16 protein-coding genes and 2 tRNA genes are annotated in these 21291 nt (G+C 67.8%); 7 read left to right on the top strand and 11 right to left on the bottom strand.

The window, feature by feature from the left end; genetic code table 11:
* Positions 1-94: 94 nt before the first annotated feature.
* The 3 genes from KEC57_RS05350 (at position 95) to KEC57_RS05340 (ending at position 2820) form a co-directional block, all read left to right on the top strand.
* A tRNA-Ser gene (locus KEC57_RS05350) sits at positions 95-179 on the top strand.
* A gap of 56 nt (positions 180-235) precedes the next feature.
* Positions 236-1513 (top strand): LCP family protein, encoded by a 1278-nt coding sequence (locus KEC57_RS05345; protein WP_229383482.1) that lies wholly within the window; start codon positions 236-238, stop codon positions 1511-1513.
* An 86-nt stretch (positions 1514-1599) separates the two neighbouring features.
* Positions 1600-2820 carry an LCP family protein gene (locus tag KEC57_RS05340; protein ID WP_229383481.1) on the top strand — a complete coding sequence of 407 codons (1221 nt, stop codon included), beginning with the start codon at positions 1600-1602 and terminating at the stop codon, positions 2818-2820.
* Positions 2821-2845: 25 nt separating this feature from the next.
* On the opposite strand, the gene panD is transcribed toward KEC57_RS05340, so the two are convergent.
* Positions 2846-3232, bottom strand: coding sequence for an aspartate 1-decarboxylase (gene panD, locus KEC57_RS05335; RefSeq protein ID WP_229383480.1), 387 nt, complete (start codon positions 3230-3232; stop codon positions 2846-2848).
* A 156-nt stretch (positions 3233-3388) separates the two neighbouring features.
* Between panD and KEC57_RS05330 the strand changes: the two genes are divergently transcribed.
* From KEC57_RS05330 to KEC57_RS05310, 4 genes are all read left to right on the top strand, one after another.
* Positions 3389-3477: transfer RNA gene (locus tag KEC57_RS05330), tRNA-Ser, on the top strand.
* Positions 3478-3933: 456 nt separating this feature from the next.
* Positions 3934-5907 (top strand): oxidoreductase, encoded by a 1974-nt coding sequence (locus KEC57_RS19065; protein ID WP_308187570.1) that lies wholly within the window; start codon positions 3934-3936, stop codon positions 5905-5907.
* 104 nt (positions 5908-6011) lie between these two features.
* Complete coding sequence (locus KEC57_RS05315) at positions 6012-6467, top strand: MarR family winged helix-turn-helix transcriptional regulator (protein ID WP_229383479.1); 456 nt, start codon at positions 6012-6014, stop codon at positions 6465-6467.
* A 430-nt stretch (positions 6468-6897) separates the two neighbouring features.
* Positions 6898-7950, top strand: coding sequence for a LacI family DNA-binding transcriptional regulator (locus KEC57_RS05310; RefSeq protein WP_229383478.1), 1053 nt, complete (start codon positions 6898-6900; stop codon positions 7948-7950).
* Here the strand turns inward: KEC57_RS05310 and KEC57_RS05305 are convergent.
* The 10 genes from KEC57_RS05305 to KEC57_RS05260 all read right to left on the bottom strand — a co-directional run bounded on the left by KEC57_RS05305 (position 7947) and on the right by KEC57_RS05260 (position 21259).
* Complete coding sequence (locus tag KEC57_RS05305) at positions 7947-9626, bottom strand: glycoside hydrolase family 32 protein (protein WP_229383477.1); 1680 nt, start codon at positions 9624-9626, stop codon at positions 7947-7949. The two genes, KEC57_RS05310 and KEC57_RS05305, sit on opposite strands and share 4 nt — an antisense overlap.
* Positions 9627-9723: 97 nt before the next feature.
* Positions 9724-11331 (bottom strand): glycoside hydrolase family 68 protein, encoded by a 1608-nt coding sequence (locus KEC57_RS05300; protein ID WP_229383476.1) that lies wholly within the window; start codon positions 11329-11331, stop codon positions 9724-9726.
* A 200-nt stretch (positions 11332-11531) separates the two neighbouring features.
* Positions 11532-13007, bottom strand: coding sequence for a glycoside hydrolase family 32 protein (locus tag KEC57_RS05295; RefSeq protein WP_229383475.1), 1476 nt, complete (start codon positions 13005-13007; stop codon positions 11532-11534).
* Complete coding sequence (locus KEC57_RS05290) at positions 13004-14500, bottom strand: glycoside hydrolase family 32 protein (RefSeq protein WP_229383474.1); 1497 nt, start codon at positions 14498-14500, stop codon at positions 13004-13006. Before KEC57_RS05290 ends, KEC57_RS05295 begins: the two co-directional genes overlap by 4 nt.
* Positions 14497-15531, bottom strand: a complete 1035-nt coding sequence (locus KEC57_RS05285) for an ATP-binding cassette domain-containing protein (protein ID WP_229383473.1) — start codon at positions 15529-15531, stop codon at positions 14497-14499. The genes KEC57_RS05290 and KEC57_RS05285 overlap by 4 nt, the downstream gene beginning before the upstream one ends.
* Positions 15528-16439, bottom strand: coding sequence for an ABC transporter ATP-binding protein (locus KEC57_RS05280; RefSeq protein WP_229383472.1), 912 nt, complete (start codon positions 16437-16439; stop codon positions 15528-15530). Before KEC57_RS05280 ends, KEC57_RS05285 begins: the two co-directional genes overlap by 4 nt.
* On the bottom strand, positions 16436-17419 hold the full coding sequence (locus tag KEC57_RS05275) for an ABC transporter permease (RefSeq protein WP_372456953.1): 984 nt from the start codon (positions 17417-17419) through the stop codon (positions 16436-16438). Before KEC57_RS05275 ends, KEC57_RS05280 begins: the two co-directional genes overlap by 4 nt.
* A 39-nt stretch (positions 17420-17458) precedes the next feature.
* Positions 17459-18436 (bottom strand): ABC transporter permease, encoded by a 978-nt coding sequence (locus tag KEC57_RS05270; RefSeq protein ID WP_229383470.1) that lies wholly within the window; start codon positions 18434-18436, stop codon positions 17459-17461.
* 62 nt (positions 18437-18498) lie between these two features.
* Positions 18499-20148: an ABC transporter substrate-binding protein gene (locus KEC57_RS05265; RefSeq protein ID WP_229383469.1), complete on the bottom strand. Its 1650-nt coding sequence runs from the start codon at positions 20146-20148 to the stop codon at positions 18499-18501.
* A gap of 88 nt (positions 20149-20236) precedes the next feature.
* Entirely contained in the window at positions 20237-21259 is a 1023-nt protein-coding gene (locus KEC57_RS05260; protein WP_229383468.1) for a LacI family DNA-binding transcriptional regulator, read from the bottom strand.
* Positions 21260-21291: the final 32 nt, after the last annotated feature.

Here is a 21291-nt window from a genome sequence, read left to right as displayed (position 1 = left end):
CCTGTCCAGGCGGGGTGGGAAGAATAGGCGGCAGGGCTGTCGGCTAGACTCGACGACTGTTCGACGGATGCCTCGTTTCGCGTGGCATGTGTCGGGAGGGTTGTCCGAGCGGCCGATGGACCTGGTCTTGAAAACCAGTGGGCAGCAATGTCCCGTGGGTTCGAATCCCACACCCTCCGCAAGCGAAGGTATGCCGGGGGGTGGACCGTGAGAACCCATCCCCGAGAGGAACCGAGTGAGCGAGACGCACAAGCCCGCCCGACGTGGCCGCCGCACGGTGGCACGTCACGGTGAGCTCTCGTCGCCGCATCCGTTCGGTCTGATCCTCAAGGTCCTCGGAGTGATGCTCGCCGTCGTGCTGGTGTCGGGCGCCGGCGTCGCCGCCTACGCCGCGTACGACCTGACCGCGAGCTTCACCGACGAGGCGGTCGCTCTCGAAGGCCAGAGCGCCGTCCCGCCCGACATCGGCGCGATCGAGGGCGGCGTCGATCTGCTGCTCGTCGGAACAGACGAGTGCGAGCCCGAGTACGCCTACATCTTCGGGGCGCGCTGCACCGGACCGGATGCCGAGGGCCAGCTCAACGACGTCAACATGCTCGTGCACATCTCGAACAACCCGCGCCGGGTGACGGTGGTGTCGTTCCCGCGCGATCTCATGATCCCCATTCCGTCGTGCACGAACGAGGACGGCTCGACCACCTCCGCGACCTCCAAGGCGCAGATCAACGAGGCGTGGTCGTTCGGCGGACTGTCGTGCGTGGCGAAGACCGTCTCGGTGCTGAGCGGCCAGAACATCCCGTTCGCCGCGAAGGTGAGCTTCGGCAACGTCATCAACATCACCGACGCGATCGGCGGCGTCGACGTCTGCATCGGCAACGGCGGCATCCGCGACAGCAACACCGGCATCGACTGGCCGGCAGGTGCGAGGACCATCGCGGGCGTCGAGGCGCTCCAGTTCCTCCGCACCCGCTACGGCCTCGAGAACGGCAGCGACCTGGCGCGCATCTCGAACCAGCAGCAGTACATGTCGAGCCTCGCGCGCAAGCTCGTGAGCGACGAGGTGCTCGCCGACCCGGCGACCCTCTACAAGCTCGCCACGACCGCGGTCGACAACATCACGCCGAGCGAGTCCCTGACCAACCCGATGACGCTCGTGCAGATCGCGATGGCGGTCAAGGACGTTCCGTTCGAAGACATCAACTTCGTGCAGTACCCGGTGAGCACCGACCCCGCCGACATCAACCGGGTCGTCCCGAACTACGAGCTCGCAGACAAGCTGTGGGCCGCACTCGCCGCCAACGAGCCCATCGATCTGACGAACGACCAGAACAACACCGGGGGAGTGATCACCGTCGACCCGCAGCCCACCGAAGCGCCCGTCGAGACTGCTCCGACGCCCGGAGCGACCGAGACTCCCGCGCCGAGCGAGACCGCTGTCGCCCTCGACGACATCCCCGGTCAGTCCGCGGCGGATCAGACCTGCTCGGCCGGCAACCTGAGGGCCACCGACTGATGGCGGCGTCGAACAGCCCCTCCCGCGGGGGGCGCGCACCGCTCGCGCGTCACGGAGAGCTGCGGACGCGGCATCCGCTCGTCACGATGCTCGCCATGCTGGGCGTCGTGCTCGGCATCGTGGGTGTGAGCGCGACCGGCGTCGCCGCGTACAGCGTGTGGGATGCCGCGCAGGCCATCGGCGCCAACGCCGTCGTCCTGGACGAAGAGAAGGCGCTGCCACCGTCGCTCGGTGCGATCGAGGGCGGCGTGAACATCCTCCTCGTCGGCAGCGACTCGTGCGAGGGGCAGGATGTCGCGCTGTTCCCGCGCTGCGCCAACGACGACTCGCCGGGCGAGCGCAACGACGTCACGATGCTGGTGCACATCTCGGACGAGCCGCGCCGCGTGACCGTCATCTCGTTCCCGCGCGACATGCTCGTGCCGATCCCGTCGTGCCCGAAGGAAGACGGCAGCGGCGACTACTCCGCGATGTCGTCGCAGATGATCAACGCGTCGTACATGTACGGCGGGCTCGCGTGCACCGTGCTCACGGTGGAGCAGCTCACCGGCGAAGAGATCCACTTCGCCGCGGCCATCCGCTGGACGGGCGTCATCAACATGTCGGATGCGATCGGCGGCGTCGACGTGTGCGTCGCGGGCGACATCAGCGACGTGCACACCGGGCTCAATCTCACCGCCGGCAACCACACGCTCGTAGGGGTCGAGGCGCTGCAGTTCCTGCGCATCCGACACGGCATCGGCGACGGGTCTGACCTCGGCCGCATCTCGAACCAGCAGCAGTTCATGTCGTCGATGGTGCGAAAGCTCCAGTCCGAATCGGTGCTCGCCAACCCCGGCACACTTCTGAACCTGGCCGGCACGCTGATCTCTCAGGTGTCGCAGGGCCAGCTCGTGCTGAGCTCGGGGCTCACGAGCCCGACGCTCATGGTGCAGATCGCGATGGCCGTCAAAGACGTGCCGTACGAGGACATCGTGTTCGTGCAGTACCCCACCGAGTACGCCGGCGGCGACGGCGCTAGTCGCGTGATTCCGGTGAAGGATGCCGCGGCCGCGCTGTTCGCCGCGCTCGCCGCCAACCAGCCCCTCACCCTCACGGGCGACGCGAGTCAGGGCTTCGGCGTCGAGGTGACCGGCGAGGCCGTCCAGCCCGACACGACCGCGACGGACGAGGCCACGGGTGAGACCCCCGCCGCCGGTGAGACCACGGCAGCCGAGACGCCGGTCGCCGAGGAGCGCGTCGAACTGCCTTCGACGATCGCCGGGCAGACGGCCGCGCAGACCACCTGCACCGTCCCGGAGGGGTAAGGCGCGAGGTCTGTCCGCTCGGCGGTCAGTCCCCAGCTGAGGTGAGCACGCGGGTGACGCGGTTGGCCGGCTCATCAGGAGAGCTGCCGAGGTCGACGACGATCGGCTGATGTCCGGCCAGCTCCTCGTGGTCGTACTGCGCGTACGACATCACGATCACCACATCCCCCGTGTGCACGAGACGGGCGGCGGCTCCGTTGATCTGCATCACGCCCGAACCGCGTTCTCCGGCGATCGTGTACGTCTCGAAGCGGGCGCCGTTGTTCACGTCGACGACGTGCACCTGCTCGTGCTCGAGGATGTCGGCCAGATCGAGCAGATCCGCATCGATCGTGATGGAGCCGACGTAGTTCAGATCGCTCCCCGTCACGGTGGCCCGGTGGAGCTTGGACTTGAGCAGAGTTCGGCGCATGTGGATCCTTCGAGCACGGGAGGCTGGATAGCTGGACTGCATCCAAGAATAATCGGCTCGGAGGTCGGTCCTGTCTGTGCGAAGGTGTTCGTTGCGCCATCCGGGCCGGGTTATGATTGTCGGGTGCATCCGCTCGTCCTCGGGCGATGGATGCCTGGAGACGTCGCATAGTTCGGCCTAGTGCACCACCCTGCTAAGGTGGAGTCCTCGCAAGGGGACCGAGGGTTCAAATCCCTCCGTCTCCGCGAGAAAAACCCCGGTCAAGCCGGGGTTTTCGCTTTGGTGCGTGCCCGGTTTGGTGGCACCGATTTGTGCGCCAAGGGCGCGCTATCCCACCTGAGTCGTGCGGGTGGCGGGTGGTGCAGGCGCTGGGGGCAGCGCCCTGCACGCAAGACCGAGACATGCTTCTTGGCGACGACGAGCACGTGTTCCGGGGTGAACCGTCGTCCAGCCCGATGGCCACCCGCATCGCCTCGCGCTGTCGTGAGGGCAGATCATCGATCCGTGCCCCGAGGAGCCCGCTCAGCCGGTGGACTGCCCCGTATGCAAGACGCGACTTCACCTCGAAGCCGGATAGCCACGTCATGTTCTGCCTCAACTCGGTCCAACGAAATCCGTTCGCCCGTCGCGAACATATGTGGTCGACCACCTAATCGAATGCATTATTAAGTGGTCGGCAACATAAATCACAGGAGGAACCGATGCGCGCACAGATCATACGGGGCTATGGGGGACCGCAGGCGTTCGAGCCGGTCGAGCTTCCCGATCCCTCGGCAGGGCCAGGCGAGCTGCTGGTACGGGTCGCGGTCGCTGCCGTGAATCCGCTCGATTGGAAGATTCGCAGCGGCGCACTGCAGGCGATGCTGCCCACAGCCTTCCCGGCGGTGCTCGGCAATGAGATCGCCGGAGTGGTGGAGTCGCTCGGAGCGGGGGTCACCGCGTTCGCGGTGGGAGACCGGGTCGTGGGATTCACGACCTCCGGGGCGTACGGCGAGCTCGTCGTCACGTCGGCCGACCGCCTCACCGCCATCCCCGATACCCTCTCGTTCGAGCAGGCCGCGACCATTCCGACGGCGGCCGAGACCGCTCAGCGCGCGCTCGCGCTCATCGATGTGCGGGCGGGTGAGAGGGTGCTGGTCAATGCCGCGGCCGGGTCGGTGGGGAGCGCCGTGGTGCAGCTGCTCGTCGCGGCGGACGTCATCGTCCTCGGCGCGGCGTCGGAGGCGAACCACTCGTACGTCCAATCACTCGGAGCCACCCCGGTCCGCTACGGCGAGCATCTCATCACCGATCTGGCCGCAGTGGCGCCCCAGGGTATCGACGCGGCATTCGATGCCGGAGGTCGCGGGTTCGTCGACCAGGTTCTCTTGCTCCTGCCTGCAGACCGCATCGTGACCATCGTCGACTTCGCGGCTGCCGCGAAGGGCGTCCAGGTCGCGGGCGGCGACCCCTTCGCGCTCACCGCCGCGACGATCGCCCCGGTGCTCGCGCTCGCGGCGGAGGGCCGCTTCACGACCGAGGCCGCGGCTGTGCTGCCAATCGACCGGATCGCGGAGGCGCACCGGATGAGTGAGGCGGGACACCTCAGGGGCAAGATCCTGCTGCGCGTCTCTCCTCGCACACTGTGGGAGCCGGTGCGGATCGGAGGTATGCAGATGCCGTACCGGGTCGCTCTTGCTCCGATGACGCGCAGCCGAGCGCTGGCAGACGGCACACCTGGTCCGCTCGCGGCCGAGTACTACGCTCAGCGCGCCGGCCTCGGTCTGCTCATCACCGAGGGCACTCAGCCCTCCGACGACGGCCAGGGGTACCTGATGACACCGGGGATCTACCGACCCGAACACGTCGCCGGCTGGCGCACCGTCGTCGACGCCGTGCACGCCCGAGGCGGCCACCTCGTCATCCAGCTCATGCACGTCGGGCGGATGTCGCATCCCGACAACACATCGCACCACCGCCGGCCGATCGCGCCGTCCGCCATCGCACCCGGAGTCGACATGTTCACCGCGACTGGCGCTCAGCCTGTCCCCGTGCCACGTGAGATGACGACAGACGACATCGCGAAGACGATCGCCGACTTCCGCCATGCCGCCCGCAGCGCCGTCGAGGCTGGTGCCGATGCCGTGGAACTGCACGCAGCCAACGGCTACCTGCTGCACCAGTTCCTCTCTTCCAACGCCAACCGGCGCACCGATCCCTACGGGGGCTCGGTGGAGGCGCGCTCGCGGTTCGTCGTCGAGGTCGCGACAGCGGTCGCCGACGAGATCGGTCCCGAGCGGGTCGGCATCCGGATTTCGCCCGGCTTGGCCATCGGCGGAGTCGACGAGGGCGACGACGTGCGCCAACAGTATGCCCACCTCGTCCGCGCGCTCGCACCGCTCGGGCTGGCCTATCTGCATACGTTCCAGCTGTTCGACGAGGAGCTGCTCGCGGATCTACGGAGGGCATGGCCGGGATCGCTGCTGGTGCTCCGAGCGGGCCGTACTCTCGAGACGCTCGATCAGGACGTCATTGCCGGGCTCGCGGATGCCGTGCCACTCGGCCGCTGGGCACTCGCCAACCCCGACATCGTCGAGCGTCTGCGAGCCGGTGCGCCCCTGAGTGACGCCGATCCGACCACGTTCTACGGGGGCGGCGCGCACGGCTATACCGACTACGGCCGGCTCGCCGCTTAGTCCCGCCTCGCTGCGTCCGGCTCACCTCCTCGCGGTGGGCCGGACGCGCTTAGGGTGGTGATGCGGGGGCCGCCAGCCCTTTCCCGAGATCCTGATGAGGCACCATGACCGCGCCGAACAACGAGCATCCGTTCATCGATGTCGCCCCTGTGAGCGCCGCCATCATGCGCCTCGCCCACGAGCAGCGCACAGTGGCGTCCGGACGCCTCTCCGCGCTCGGACTTTTCCCCGGTCAGGAGCTCATCCTGGCGCAGCTCTGGGCCTCTGATGGCCGCTCTCAGAAGGAACTCGTCGATTCGCTGAGACTCGACCACTCGACGATCGCGAAGTCGGTGCAGCGTCTCGAGCGTGCCGGGCTCGTCCAGCGCGCGCGTTCGTCCTCGGATGGCCGCGTCATGCTCGTCACCCTCACGGCAGCCGGCCGCGCGCTCGAGCAGCCCGTGCGACAGACCTGGGCCGATCTCGAAGCACGCTGGTCCGGCCGGCTGTCGACATCCGAACTCGCCCGCTTCACGGATCTGGCACGCAAGTTGGGTCGGGCTGAAGAGCGCACAAGCTGAGGCGGTCTCACCAGCCGAGGCTCTCTTCTCGTCGATGAGCGTTTCGAGGTGTATGGGCCATGTCGGCCAGATGGTAGCCACCAGTACCAGTTCGCGCGGCTGAGCGGGCCATCGGATGGCGCGTACGGGTTCGCGGTAGGTGGCGGAATGCTGACGCGCGAAACGATGGAGCTGGCGGCTCCTTCGTGGAAGCCAGGCGATTGCCAGGCAGCTAGGCATCGCGTTCATCAACGCCGCTTCGCGGTCTCCCGCTCGGGTCGGCCGTCTCGCCGGCTGCCTCGAGGCGCTGGAGGCCGCGGGTGTCGCCTTCGAGGATCAGGAGGTCATCAGCGCCCACCGGCGTCCCGCCCGTGCGGCGGCCCTCCGTCTAGTCGAGAGCGAGGCGCCGGAATGAGACGTGCCGGGAGCCGTCACGCGTAGGGTGAGATCCGTGGCTTCCGAGACGACTGGACGTCGCTCCCGCGCGCGTGTGAGCGACGTCGCCGTCGCGGCCGGCGTCTCGCCGACCACGGTCTCGCATGCGCTCAGCGGAGCCCGCGCGGTCAACGCGGAGACCCGCGAGCGCATCCTGGCGATCGCTCGCGAGCTCGGCTACGTCCCCGACCGGGTGGCGAGCGGACTGCGCCGACGCCGCACGGGCGTCATCGGCCTGATCGGCGACGACCTCGCCGCGACACCGTTCGCGGGTCGCATCATCGAGGGCGCTCGTCGTGCCGGCCTCGACCGCGACGTGCTGCTGATGGTCGGCGAGAGCGGCGGCGACGCGGATGCCGAACGCGACCTCGTCGCGCGCTTCCTCGCGCAGCGGGTCGATGGCCTGCTCATCGCGCGGATGTACCACCAGCGCGTGGATCGACCCGAGATCCCCGACGACCTTCCGGTCGTTCTCGTCGATGCCGCACCCGAGCCCGGATGGAACGTCGACGCCGTCGTACCCGACGAAGCGCAGATCGCCACGCTCGCGTGCGAGCGCCTCACCCGAGACGGCCACCGCGACATCGCCTACGTCGGCACCGTCGACGAATCGCGAGCGGCGCGTGGGCGCCTCATCGGCATCCGCTCGGCGCTCGGCGATGCGGGGATCCCGCTCCGTGACGAACGTGTCGCGTTCTGCACCTCGAACGCAGTCGGGGGGCGTCAGGCCGGGGGCGAGCTCCTCGATCGCGACGACCGGCCGACGGCGATCATCTGCTTCAACGATCAGATGGCGATGGGTGTGATGCAGGCGGCCGCGCGGCGGGGCATCCCCGTTCCGACAGGGCTCTCGATCGTGGGAATCGACGATCTGCACCCGGTCGCGGACGCGCTGGATCCCGGCCTCACGACAGTCGCCCTGCCGCACGCCGAGATGGGGCGCTGGGCGATGGAGCGACTGCTCGAGCGCATCGACGGCACGCCGCCGCCCGCGGTGGAGGGGCTGCACCTGCTGCGCGGGTGGCTCGTCGAGCGCGAGTCGGTCGCCCCACCGTTCCGCGACCGCTAGCCGCTCTGCCGCTCGGACGGCACCCGCTCCACCGGCGCGACGCGCAACGGGGTCACGCTCGCGTCAGTGACCGCGATCGGTCCCCGCACGGCTTCGATGCGCGCTCCGCGCTCGCCCGATGCCCCGAAGACGGCCATGGTGAGCGCCGCCTCCCCGTCGCCGACGAAGACCTCGATGGATGCGACGTCCACGACGACGTCCAGACGCACCCGGCCGTCGCGCGCGGGGACCGCGGCTGTTCGCACCTCCCGGTACGCGTCCGGCATCTCGTCGGCCACGGCGTCGGCATCCCGGGTGACGAACGCACGCCCGCTGTCGAAGTCGTATCCCACAGTCGCGAATCGCCCGTCGCCCATCTCGATCCTCACTCTGACCTCGCCGGTGGCGGGATCAGCGGCGGCGACGTCGAGTCGCAGCCGGTAGGCGTCGGCTGTGGGCATCGTGACGTCGACGGCGCCTCCGGCATCGAGGAGCGCGTCATCGACGGCCAGCGCATCGCCCTCGAGCGCCTGCAGTTCGGGCGCGGGGGTCGATCGCAGCGTGACCCGGCCGCCGTCGGAGGCGAGTCGGATGCTGCGGATGATCGAGTCGGATCCTCCCTGCCACTCCTGCGTGGGGAAGCGGCCGGCGTAGGCCCAGTTGTTCATCCAGCCGATCCCGTAGCGCGAGGCGAGGCGCTCGTTCTCTGGCAGTCGCGGGTCGTCCCAGGTGACGGCGGCGTAGTAGTCGGAGCCGTGGTCGAGCCACTGGTGGCCCGTGCCGTCGGCGACGAAGCGCTCGCCGTCCCACTCGCCGGTCCAGTATGCGGTGCCGGTGGTCATGCCCTCCTCTGTGCCGTTCGCGCCTGCGACGAGCACCCACCGGATGTCGTCCGGGTCGCCGTCGACGGACATCGGAAAGAGGTCCGGGCACTCGAGCACCCCGAGGCCGGTGGTCGTGAAGTCCGACGTGTAGGTCCAGTCGCGCAGGTTCGGCGACGTGTAGAAGCCGATGCGATCGTGCTCGGCGAGCGCCATGACCCAGTGGCCGGCATCGTCGTCCCAGAACACCCGGGGGTCACGCCAGTCGGCGACGCCGGGGTTGTCCATGACGGGGTTTCCCTCGTACGGCGTGAACTCGTATCCGCCGTCGGTCGACACGAACAGCGACTGACGCTGAACGCCGTCGGCCTGCTGCGTCACGAGGGCGACGACCGCTCCGTCGCCGAACCCCGCCGTGCCGTCGTGGTCGACGACGGCGGTGCCGGTCCAGATGTCTCCGAGCCCGTTCGTGTACTTCTCGATCGCGACGCCCTGGTCCTCCCAGTGGATCAGATCGGTGGATGTCGCGTGGTACCAGGCGGTGCCGTTGCCGTCCGGATGATCGGCGTTGTACAGGTAGTAGTAGTGCCAGACGCCGTCGAGGAGGAACGGCTTCTGGGGGTCGTTCATCCAGTTCTGCTCGGGCGTGAAGTGGATGGCCGGGCGGTGGGGGTCCCACTCGGCGGGCCGCTCGAACGATGCGGAGGGGGATGACGTCGGAGAGGGCTCGGGCTGAGCAACAGTGTCGTCGTTGTGCGTGCCGAGGGTGAGCGCGCCGGCCAGCACCGCCAGCACGGCGATCGCTCCCACGGCGATGACGACGAGGCGCCGTCGCCTGCGGGAGATCGGCGAGGAGGAATGCGAGTCGGAGGTCATGTCATCCTTCGGGATCGGATGCGGGAACGGATGCGGGTGGTCGCGCGAGGATCGCCGTGCGCCAGGCGGGCGAGCAGCCTGGCGCACGGCGAACGGACTACTTGATCTTTCCGCCGCTGTTCACGTCGATGTTCGCCGGGATGTCGGCGTAGCCGCCGAGCCCGCCGTCGCCGTAGGCGTAGTCCACCGCAGACGAGGCGCCGTCGATGTCGATCTTCACGGTCGGCGCGAGCGTGCCGCCGCGGCGGAAGTCGCCCTCGGTGCCGACGGTGTCGATGAACGACTGCACGAGGCCGCCCGGCATGACGTAGTGCGAGTACGCCTGGAAGTGCCCGATCGGCTGGTTGTAGTCCGGAGCGAACGGCTGGCCACCGGCGAAGTTGAGGTTCGTCGGGTTGCCGAGCGCGAGGCCCGAGCCGGAGTTCATCGGCTGGTAATCGCTGCGAATGCCGTCGCCCACGAAGCCGTACACGCCCTCGGGCCCATCGATTCCCGACGCGAACGTGCCGCGGTGGCTGATGGTGAAGAGGTAGTACTTCCCGTCCTTCTGGTAGATCTGCGGACGCTCGGTCTGGTCGGTGACGCAGTTCGCCGAGAGGATCGGGGGCAGGAACTCCCACTTCGTGAGCGCCTTGTTGGTCGCCCTCGCGAGGCCGACATTGCCGATCTGGTACGTGGCGCCGGAGGCGTTGACCTGCTCGACCGTCTCTGCGAACGGGTCGCCCTCGTTGTAGCCGAGGTCCTCGGCGTCGCACGTCGCCGACTCGCGCGGCATGGCCGAGTTGCCCTCGAAGACCATGTAGGTCTCACCCGGGTGCGCCGGGTCCTCGAAGGTGAACGGGTCGCGGAAGTTGAAGAACTCGTTCTGGGCGCCGGTCTGGTAGTAGGTGCCGTCGGCCTGGAGGAGGTCGGTCACCTTGTCGAAGCCGGTGAAGCGGACGCCGTTCTTGTTCGCGTGCACCTTGCCCACGCTGAGCGCGATGCGCGGGTCGTAGGGCTTGCGGTTGCTGCCGTCCTCGTTGCGATAGAACGCGACGTCCGTGAAGAACAGCTTGATCTCGCCCCCCTTCGAGATGCGTGCCGAACCTGACCACTGGGTCTGGTGGCTGTACGACTGGTCGGGGAAGATCTCGCCGGTCACGCCCTCATCGAAGACGAGGCCGCCGTAGGTCCAACCGCCGTTCGCCGGACGCTCGTCGGCGGGGATGCCGGCCGGGCGGTAGAAGTAGCCGATCTTCGCGAACACGTGCCGCTCGTCGAAGACGAGGTTGCGGTCGGCGACGAGGGAGAAGATGATCTCCTGGCCGTTGACGCTGTACTGGTTGGCGTCCTCATCGGTCAGCGGCCAGGAGTCCCAGACCCAGACCTCCTCGTTGCTCATGTCCGGGAAGTCCTGCGGAACGTCGGGCATCGTGAGCGACGTGGGCATCGAGTTCTGCTTCGAGCCTGCCGTGGGGTCGGAGAGACGCTTCAGCTGGCGGGCGTCGGCGCGTGTCCACTTCGCGGTGAAGTCGTCCTCGGGGGCGAAGGCCTCCTGAGTGTGCACGGTGGGTTCGGGCCCATCCTGCAGGTCGGGGAGTGCGGTCGAGACCGCCGGCGCCGCACCTGCCGAGGCAGGGAGGCCGATTAGCGCCGCGGTGACGAGTGCGCCCGCGCTGACCGCGCCGATGAGTGCGCGTCTCGCTCGAGTCTGGGGAGTTCTCATATCTGTCTGCTCCTTGTAGCGAAAGGGTACAAATCGATTTGCATTGCAGATCCATAGTGACACGGCTCTCGTGATCGCGCACGTCGGCCATTCGGGGGACACGCGTCCCGCGGCTGGTAGCGGGTCTCGCACGGCCGCCCGGACGCGGCCGACCGCCGCCCGTGGGAGACCCCGACGATCAGGTCGGTGGCGAGGGCCAGTCAGTCAGCGGTCGGTACGGAGAGTTCGCGGATCGTCACCTCGCGGAAGACCGCGGTCGCGCCACGCGCGAACAGTCGGATGCCGGCATCCCCGGCGAGTGGGAAGACGCGGTGCGACTGCGCGCTCCGACCGTTGCCCACGAACAGCTCGACGCTCGTCCGATCGACCAGCAGGCGGATCGCCACGCGGCCGGCCGACGTGTCGAGCGGCGCCTGCGTGCGGCCTCGGGTCGGATTGACCGTCAGCGTCCGGTCGAGGTAGGCGCAGGGACCGGACATGTCCAGCCCGGCTGCGACGAAGCGGGATCCGCCGCCGGCGCGGCACACTTCGAAGCCGATGTCGCTGTTGCGGCAGTCGGCGTCGGCATCCCACTCGATCTCGCAGCTCAGGTCGTACGCGGGCGCGTGGATGTCGAGATCGAGGTCACCATCGACCTCCAGATCGCCGAGGCGGTGCAAGCGCGTCGTGTACTGCGTCAAGGCAGCGGTGGGGGTGGAGGCGAGGGCATAGCCGTCGCGCTCGCGCACCAGCCGGAGGTCCCGCACGATCATGTCGTCGCCGTTGTAGCGGTCGGTCACAAGGGTAGGGGTGTTGTGCGGGTAGTCCCAGAAGTTCGCCCAGCCGATGGCGTGACGAAGCGATGCGTCTTCCTCGCCGGACGTCTCGTGGTGCGGGTAGGTGACGGCGCCGTAGAAGTCGAAGCCCCAGTCGAGCCAGCGCGGTTCGAGCGCATCGGGAACAAACCCGCTGCCGTCGAAGGCGCCCGTCCAGTAGGCGTAGGTTGCCGGCATTCCGCGATGCTTCGCGTTGGCGCTGACCCCGAGGACCCACTGTGAGGATCCGTCGTCGGCGGTCATCTCGAAGATGTCCGGGCACTCCAGCAGGCCGAGATCGTCACGGGCGAACTCGCCGACGCGCGTCCAGGTGGCGAGGTCGGGCGACGCGTAGAAGCCGAGCCGACGGCCCTCGGCGAGGGCCATGAACCACCTCTCGCGGCTGCCGTCCCAGATCACCTTCGGATCGCGGAAGTCCGGGATGTCCGGATCGGCTAGCACCGGGTCGTCCCCGCCGGGCTGGAAGGAACGGCCACCGTCGGTGGAGTACCAGAGGTACTGCGCCTGGCGTCCCTCGGGCACCTGGTCGACCGCGGCCTGGGTGACCAGGGCGATGACCGCTCCTCGGCCGAACCCGGCCGTGTTCTCGGCGTCGATGACGAGCGATCCCGACCAGCAGTCGCCATTGGCGTTGGTGAACTTCTCGATGGCGACGCCGTGATCGACGAAGCTCACGTGGTCGAGGGTCGTGGCCCGGCGCCACGAGGTGCCGATGCCCCCGGCGAGGTAGTCCGCGTTGTACAGGTAGTAGTAGTGGTACTCGCCGTCGACGAAGATCGGTCGCTGGGGGTCGTTCTTCCAGTTGTCGGGCACGCTGAAGTGATACTCGGGCCGCATGCTCAGCCCCGTGTCGGTGCTCATGCGGTTGGCACCCCCGCCTCACGTGCGACGGTGCGCATCGACCAGACGTGCCCTTGCACCACAACGTCGTCGCCGGACAGGCGGATGCCGAGGGCGTCCGCGCGAGTCGGATACACACGCGCTGTCAGCGGGATCCCGCCGGCAAACACCTCGAGGGCCGAATGGTCCACGAGAATCCGCACGTCCACCCCGCCGTCGGCGTCCACGGGCACCGCGCCCGATCGTGGGCTCGCGTCGACCTCAGGGTTCAGGCTCGATCGCGTGCGGTCAAGACTCAGCTCGGCGCGGTCGCCATGGCGCTGCAGTCGCAAGATCGTGCGCTCGGTGTCGTCGCCAGTGGCCCGCAGGGCGATCGTGACGGCGCCCTCGTCGGGGATCGTCAGTCGCAGCTCGAGATCGAGCTCGTCCCCGCGGGCGACCTCCGCCGGTTCGGCGCTCAGCACCGTCGAGAGCGAGGCCAGCTGTTCGTCGCGCAGCTCGTCGACTTCCGGAGCAGGTGCCTGGCGGATGGATCCGTCCGCCGCCAGCGTCAGTACGCGCGGCAGCGACATGACGCCGGACCATCCCGCCGCGACGGCGGCGCTGTCCGGTCGTCCCTCTTGCAGCCAGCCGAACATGAGGCGCCTGCCCGACTCGTCGCGCATCGACTGCGGTGCGTAGAAGTAACGTCCGCCCAGGTCGAGCCGGTGCAGGGCGGCAGGCGTGAACCGGTCGCCCTCGTAATGACCGGACCAATAGAGCGAGTGGTGGGTGACACCCTCGTCCCAGGCCGAGAAGACGAGGATGTCGCGGGGCTCGGCGTCCTCCTCGCCGATTCGGAACAGGTCCACGCACTCCCACATGGTGCCGGTCCAGTCTGGGGCGCTCGCATCGCCCAGCGTGCTGTCGCCGACCAGCAGCGGCCCGACGTACGTCCACTCGCGCAGATCGGGAGACTCATACAGGAACGCCGTGCCTCCCTGACCGCGGATGCCGGAGCCGATCAGTTGCCGCCATGTCTCGCCCTCGCGCCACACGCAGTGGTCGCGGAATGCGGTGACGTCGATACCCGTGGGCGGAGCCGCGATCACCGGACCTTCGGCAGCCTTCGTCCACTCGACGAGATCGGGGGTGCCGGTCGCCACGCACGGCAGCTCTCGGTCGCCGTGGCGGCCAGAGTAGACGATCGTAGGGGTGTCGCCGTCGTACACGAGGACGCCGGACCAGCATCCGTCCACGTCGGGCCCGTCGCTCGGGGTCAGCGCGATCGGCAGATCGCGCCAATGCACGAGATCGGTGCTGACAGCGTGGCCCCAGTGGATGCGGTGGTGAACCGGGGCATATGGGTTCAGCTGGTAGAAGAGGTGGTACACACCGTCGCGCTGGGTGAGGCCGTTGGGGTCGTTGAGCCATCCCGCCGGAGCGGTGAAGTGGTAGGCGGGACGGTGCGGATCGACGGCGGCGCGCGCGATCAGCTCTGCCGGGAAAATCGTGGATGTGGACGTCGCGGTCATGCGGCAGGGCTTTCTTCGAGGGAGTCGGGCAGTTCCAAGGCGGTGCCGGGGGCGTCGGACGGGGGTGCGTACAGTCCGCAGCGCACCCAGTGCTCGGGCTTCTCGCTCAGCCGGTGGAACACAGCGTTCTCGGCTGAGCAGGGCTCGGTCGTCTTGCCCGACCATGGGCAGCCGCTGGGGTGCAGCACCTCGCGACGAAGTTGCGCACGTTCGACGGGGTCGAAAGGATCGGTGCGTTTGGGGTCGGGCACGGCCGAGATGAGCAGTCGGGTGTAGGGGTGCGCCGGGTCGGCCAGCAACTCCATCGCGTCGCCGCCCTCGACGAACTCGCCGGCGAACATCACGACGATGCGGTCGGCGAGGTAGCGCGCAGAGGCGAGGTCGTGCGTGATGTAGAGCATCGAGATGCCCTGCTCCTCGCAGAGCGTGCGCATCAGGTTGAGTACCCCGATCCGCACCGAGACATCAAGCATGGACGTGGGCTCGTCCGCCAGGATCAGCCGCGGGTTGACCGCGAGCGCACGGGCGATCGCTATGCGCTGCCGCTGGCCGCCGGAGAGTTCGTGCGGGTAGCGGTCCAGCATCTCGTCGGGAAGCCCGACCTTCTCCATCAGCCGCTGCTTCGCGCGCTCCATCTCGGCGCGGCCGGACGCGGCACCGTGAATGCGCAGTGGGCGCTCGAGGAAATGCCCGATACGGTGAACTGGATTCAGCGACCCGAACGGATCCTGGAAGATCATCTGCACCGCCGAGCGGTACTCCCGCGTCGCGCGTCGCTTCGATGTGGCGATGATGTCTTCGCCCTCGAAGAGGAAGGTGCCCGCCGATGGCTGCTCGAGGCGAGCGAGGCAGCGGGCGAGAGTGGACTTCCCGCTGCCGGACTCGCCGACCAGTGCGACGACCTCGCCGTGGGCGATGTCGAGATCGACGCCGCCGAGCGCCCGGACCCGCTTGCGGGAGAACGCCCCGCCGATCGTGAACGTCTTCTCCAGTCCGCGGGTCGAGAGAACAGGGGTCTGCTGTGCGGTCATGAGATGGCCTCCAGGGAGTAGTTGTCGCTGGGCGCCACCCAGTGCGTGGGTGTGATCGGTTCGAGATCGGGAATGTCACGGAACCTCACGCCTTCGCCGAGGCCCTGCAGTCGCGTGCGTGGGCCCGACATCGGCGGGAAGGCGTTCATCAGGGCGCGGGTGTAAGGGTGCTGCGGTGTGTCGAAGATCTCGTTGGATCGTGCGGTCTCGACGAAGCGCCCCGCGTACATCACCGCCATCCGGTCGGAGAGTTCGACCATGAGCGACATGTCGTGGGTGATGAACAGGATTGCGAATCCGAGCTCACGCTGCAGGTCTTTGATCTGCGCCATGATCTCCTGCTGGACCACGACGTCGAGGGCCGTGGTGGGCTCATCCATGATGAGCAGCGGTGGCCGCAGTGCTGTCGCCATCGCGATGACGACACGCTGTCGCATCCCGCCCGACAGCTGATGCGGGTACGAGCGCAGTCGGTCTCGCGGGATGCCCACGAGATCGAGCAGGTCACCTGCGCGGGCGAGCGCAGTCTTCTTCGATACGCCGTCGTGAGTGGTGAAGATGTCGATGATCTGGTCGCCGACGGTCATCACAGGGTTGAGCGAGTTCATGGCGCTCTGGAAGACCATGGCCACCTTGCGCCAGCGGAACTCGCGGAGTTGCTCGGCGTTCAGCGCCAGGACGTCGGTGCCGGCGAAGCGGACTGACCCGCCGGAGATGATGGCAGGGTCTCGGAGCAGGCGCAGGATCGCGTTGGCGATGGTCGACTTGCCGCAGCCGGACTCTCCCGCGAGGCCGAACACCTCGCGCTCGTCGATCGAGAACGAGACTCGATCGACGGCGCGCACGGTGCGGGCTTCGGTGACGTACTCGACGGAGAGGTCCTGGATCTCGAGCAGCGCAGCGGTCATTGCACTGCCTCCTTCCGCGTACGGGCGGCGACACGAGTGGGCGCGTCGGGCGTGGTGCGACGGCGCGGGCGTCGCAGGCGAGGGTTGGTCGTCTCGTCGACGCCGTAGTTGACGAGCGCGAGGGCGAAGGCGACGAGGGCGATGCACACGCCCGGAGGGACGAACACCCACCAGGCTCCGGTCAGCAGCGCGCCGTCGTTGCTGGCCCAGTACAGGTTGGTGCCCCAGCTGACGGTGCTGATATCGCCGAGGCCCAGGAACTCCAGGCCGGCCTGGGCGCCGATGCCGAAGATCACGCAGGCGAGGAAGGTGCTCATCACGATCGACGCCATGTTGGGCAGCATCTCGCGGAACATGATGCGCAAGCCGCCCTCTCCGGTGACCTGCGAGGCGGCGACGAAGTCCTTGCCACGGATCGACATGGCCTGCGACCGCAGCACGCGCGCGGCCCCGGCCCAACCGGTGATGACGAGCACGAGGACGACGGTGCCGAGGCCCTGCGGTAGGAATGCCGCGAGGATCACCAGCAGCGGCAGTCCGGGAAGGAGGAGGAACACGTTGGTGACGAGCGAGAGCACGTTGTCGATGGTGCGTCCGAGGTACGCCGATGCGAGGCCGACGAGGAGCCCGACGAACGTCGCGAGGATGCCGACCGTGAAGCCGACGAACAGAGATGAGCGCGAACCCCACACGTTCAGCGCGAGCACGTCCTGTCCCTTGGCGGTCGTTCCCAGCCAGTGGTCGGCCGAGGGCGGCTGCGAGCCGATGCCCTGGATGAGCGTGGGGTCACCGGGGGCGAGGATCGGAGCGAAGACCGCCATCAGCACGAAGAGGACGAGGATGACGAGGCCCGACGTCGCCTTGGCATTGCTGAGCAGGCCTCGCAGGAGTCCGCCTCCGCGTTGTCGGCGGCGCGGTGGAGGTGCCGCGGTCACCTTCCCATCGGGACCGGGCGGGGTGCCGAGCTCGAGCTCGGCCATGACGCGGGGATCTTGTGCGAGTGACATCACACCCTCCGTTCAGCTCACGCGCACGCGCGGATCGAGGCGCACGTACACGATGTCGACGAGGAAGTTGGCGATCAGCACGGCCGTGGTGATCGTGAGGAAGAGTCCCTGCATCAGTGGATAGTCGAGGTTCTGCACCGCCGCGAGCAGGGTGTAGCCGATGCCTGGGTAGGCGAAGACGACCTCTGTGAGCAGCGCGCCACCGACGACGAAGCCGAGCGACATGCCGAATGCGGTGACCGACGGGAGCAGGGCGTTGCGGGCCGCGTACTGCATCATGACGCGGTTCGCGCGGAGCCCCTTGGCTTCGGCCATCACGATGTAGTCCTCGGCGTTGGTGGCGATCATCGTGTTGCGCATGCCGAGCATCCAGCCTCCGACCGAGACGAGCACGATCGACGTGGCGGGAAGGATCAGGTGATACGCGACGTCGCCGACGAACGCGAGGGAGAACTCCGGGGCGGTTCCCACCGCATAGGCGTGGCGCAGGGGGAACCATCCGAGGGTGACGCCGAAGAGGTACAGCAGTCCCATCGCGAGCCAGAAGTACGGGAATGAGCCGATGAAGATCAGCAGGGGCGGGACGAATGAATCGAGGACTCCTCCGCGGCGCCACGCGGCGAGGATGCCGAGGACGTTGCCGATGACGACGGCGATGATGAGCGATACGAAACCCAGCAAGAAGGTCCAGCCGATGACGCTGGAGATGACGTCGACGACGGGAGTCGGGAATCTCGAGATCGAGAAGCCCAGGTTGCCGGTGAAGATCTGACCGAGATAGCGCAGGTACTGCTCCCACAGCGGGGCGTCGCTGAGTCCGAAGGACTCTCTCAGCGCCTCGATCTGGTCGGGGCGGATCTGGCCCTGCAGTCGGGCGACCATGCGCGACACCGGGTCGCCCGGCATGAAGCGGGGAAGGAAGAAGTTGAGAGTGATCGACACCCAGAACGCGACGAGATAGAACCCGAAGCGTTGCAGCATGTAGCCCATGTTGTGTCTCCTCGGCAGTCCTGCTGCGCCGCACCGGCGGCGCAGCAGGACGACGCGATGTGTCAGTCGGCGACGACTGGTTCGAGGGTGGTGAGGATGAGGACGGCGGTGCGCGCACGCACCCCGCCCAAGGTGGCGTACGGGTTGTCCTCAGTCGGCCAGCCCGTGAAGCGCAGAGTGCTGGCGGCGCCGAACTCCGGTCCGGGGAACAGCGGCACAACCGGGGCCACGTCGGAGAACAGTGCCTGCAGATCGTTCATGATCGACTGCTGCTGGGCATCGTCCGAGGTCGCGGCGAACTGCGCGAGCAGCGCGTCGGCGTCGGCATTTCCGAAGCGGTGATAGTTGTCGAACGTCTGCTCACCCGCGGGCTTGACCGTCTCGGTCGACATCACACCGCGGTAGAACTGGTACGGCGTGGGGGCGTTCGCGCTCCACACGATGCCGGAGTCGAACGTGCCGTTCTCGTATCCCGCGACGACATCGCCCCAGTCCTTCGCGGCGACCGTCACCGTCACGCCCAGCTCGGCGAGATTCTGCGAGATGACGTTGCCCACCGACACCCAGTCGCTCGAGGTCGATCCCACCGAGTACTCGAACTCGAACGGGGCGCCGTCGGGCAGGACGCGCTTGCCGTCGGCGCCGAGGGTGATCCCGGCTTCGTCCAGCAGCCTGCCGGCCTCTTCCAGGTCGCGCTCGGTCCACGTGCACGAGTCGACGACCGCCTCGTCGCGCCAGGAATCATACGAGCCGGACAGGCCCGTGCAGTCGGCGGGGTGCGTGTATCCCTGCATCCCGATCTCGGTGACCTGCTCGCGATCGACTGCCATTGATAGCGCCTTGCGGACGTTCACGTCGTCGAAGGGTGCCTTGGTGGTGTTGAACTGCCAGCTGATCATCGACCCGGTCGTCGGGAACCAGAAGAACCGGTGCTCCGGGTCCTTCGCCACGTAGGCCTCGTCGATGTTCGGGATGAACTGCGGCGCCCAATCGACGTCGCCGTTGGCAGCGGCGAGGTTGGCGCCGTCGTTGCCTGCGAAGGCGAGCATCCGGATGCCTTCGATCTTCTGCTTCTCGGGCTGCCAGTAGTTCGGGTTCTTGCCGAGGTCGAACGACTGGGCCTGGAAGTTGGTGATCTCGGTGTAGGGGCCCGTGCCGACCGGCTCCTCGTTGGCGAACTTCGTCGGGTCCTCGACATCGTTCCAGATGTGGGCGGGGGCGATGATCTGCTGGCCGATGTCGAGCAGCGCGGGGGAGAACGGCTGGTTGAAGTCGAACTGCACCGTAAGCGGGTCGACCGCCGTGACGGACTCGATGTAGTCGAACCCACCGCGCACGTCTCGCTGCAGGTCGAACGAGAGCACGACGTCGTCGGCGACGAACGGTTCGCCGTCAGACCATTCCACGCCCTCGCGGAGATGGTACGTGATGCTCATGCTGTCGGGAGCCGCCTCCCAGTCGGTCGCCAGCCAGGGCGTCGTGGAGCCGTCGGCGGGGTTGTAGATGAGCATCGACTCGAAGATCGCCTGTTGCGTCATCGGGAAGTCGGGGTTGGAGAACGGATTGAAGTTCCGGTCGAACGTGCCCATGTCCTCGCGCGGGATGGTGAGCAGTTGGGTCCCGTCGAGATCGGCGGTTGACTGACCGCCTTCCCCGGTGCATCCCGACAGCAGGAGTGCTCCTGCTGCGACGGCCGCCGCCAGAACGGTCATCCGTCCTCTGTGAACTGTCATGATCGGTGTGTTCCTTTCTTCTCTTCTGCGTTGAAGCCGAAGGCTGTTGCTCGCCGGGGATGTCCAGTCACACCGACGAGCGTTCGAGGAGCGGGCAGTCGACCGTCACGATCTTCGTGGCGGTCGACTCTCCCGCCGTGATTGCGGCGAGGAGATCCACGCCTCGGGCGCCCATCTGTTCGAAGGGCAGTGCGACCGTCGTCAGCCCCGGCCTCAGATAGCCCGCGATGAGCTCCTGATTGTCGAAGCCGATGACGGCGACATCGTGGGGGATGCGCAGTCCGCGTTCCTTGATCGCGTCGTAGGCGCCCATGGCCATGCGATCGTTGGCGCAGAAGATCGCGGTCGGCGGTTCTGGCAGATCGAGCAGCTGCTCGGCCGACGCGAATCCGCCGTCGGCGGTGGCATGCCCCGTGACTTCGAGAGTCTCGTCCGGCTCGATGCCGGCCTCTCGCAGTGCGCTGAGGTAGCCTTCGCGGCGACCGATCGCCGCAGGGATGCCGGGGTCGAGATTGATGAAGCCGATTCGGCGGTGATCGGCGCTCAGGAGCCGTTCGGTCGCGCGATAGCCTCCGACCCGCTCATCGGGGACGACGGCGGGATAGCGGCCTTCGATGTCGAAGCAGTTCACCAGCACCGTGGGCACTTCGCGGGCGATCTCCGGGACGGTGACGCCGCGGTGCCAGGTGGCGGCGTAGATGAGTCCTTCCACCCGCTGTTCCAGCAAGCGTTCGATCGCCGCGGTCTCGGCCGCGGGGTCTGATTCTGTGGAGGCGATGAGCAGATACTTGCTGTCTGTCATCGCGCGGTCCTGGGCGCCCTTGATGACGTCGACGGCGAAGGGTGCGGTCACGATCTCGGTGACCAGCCCGTACCAGTCGCTGCGCTGCTGGGCCAGCGCGCGCGCACCGGCATTGGGCCGGTATCCGAGCTCGGCCGCCGCGCTGAGCACGCGTTGGCGGGTGTCCTGAGCGAGCGTGACGTCGTAACGATCGTTGAGCACGAGCGACACGGCCGTACGCGAGACGCCGGCGTGATGAGCCACGTCCTTCATCGTCACGGCTCGCGCGCGCGGGGTCTTCTTCGACATCAAGCCCTCGTTGGAATCGGAAGGTACTAACT

This window comes from Microbacterium allomyrinae (assembly GCF_020682705.1).
GTDB classification, from domain to species: domain Bacteria; phylum Actinomycetota; class Actinomycetes; order Actinomycetales; family Microbacteriaceae; genus Microbacterium; species Microbacterium allomyrinae.
Note: the sequence above shows the minus strand (reverse complement) of the source record. Positions and strands in the feature narration are given on the sequence as shown.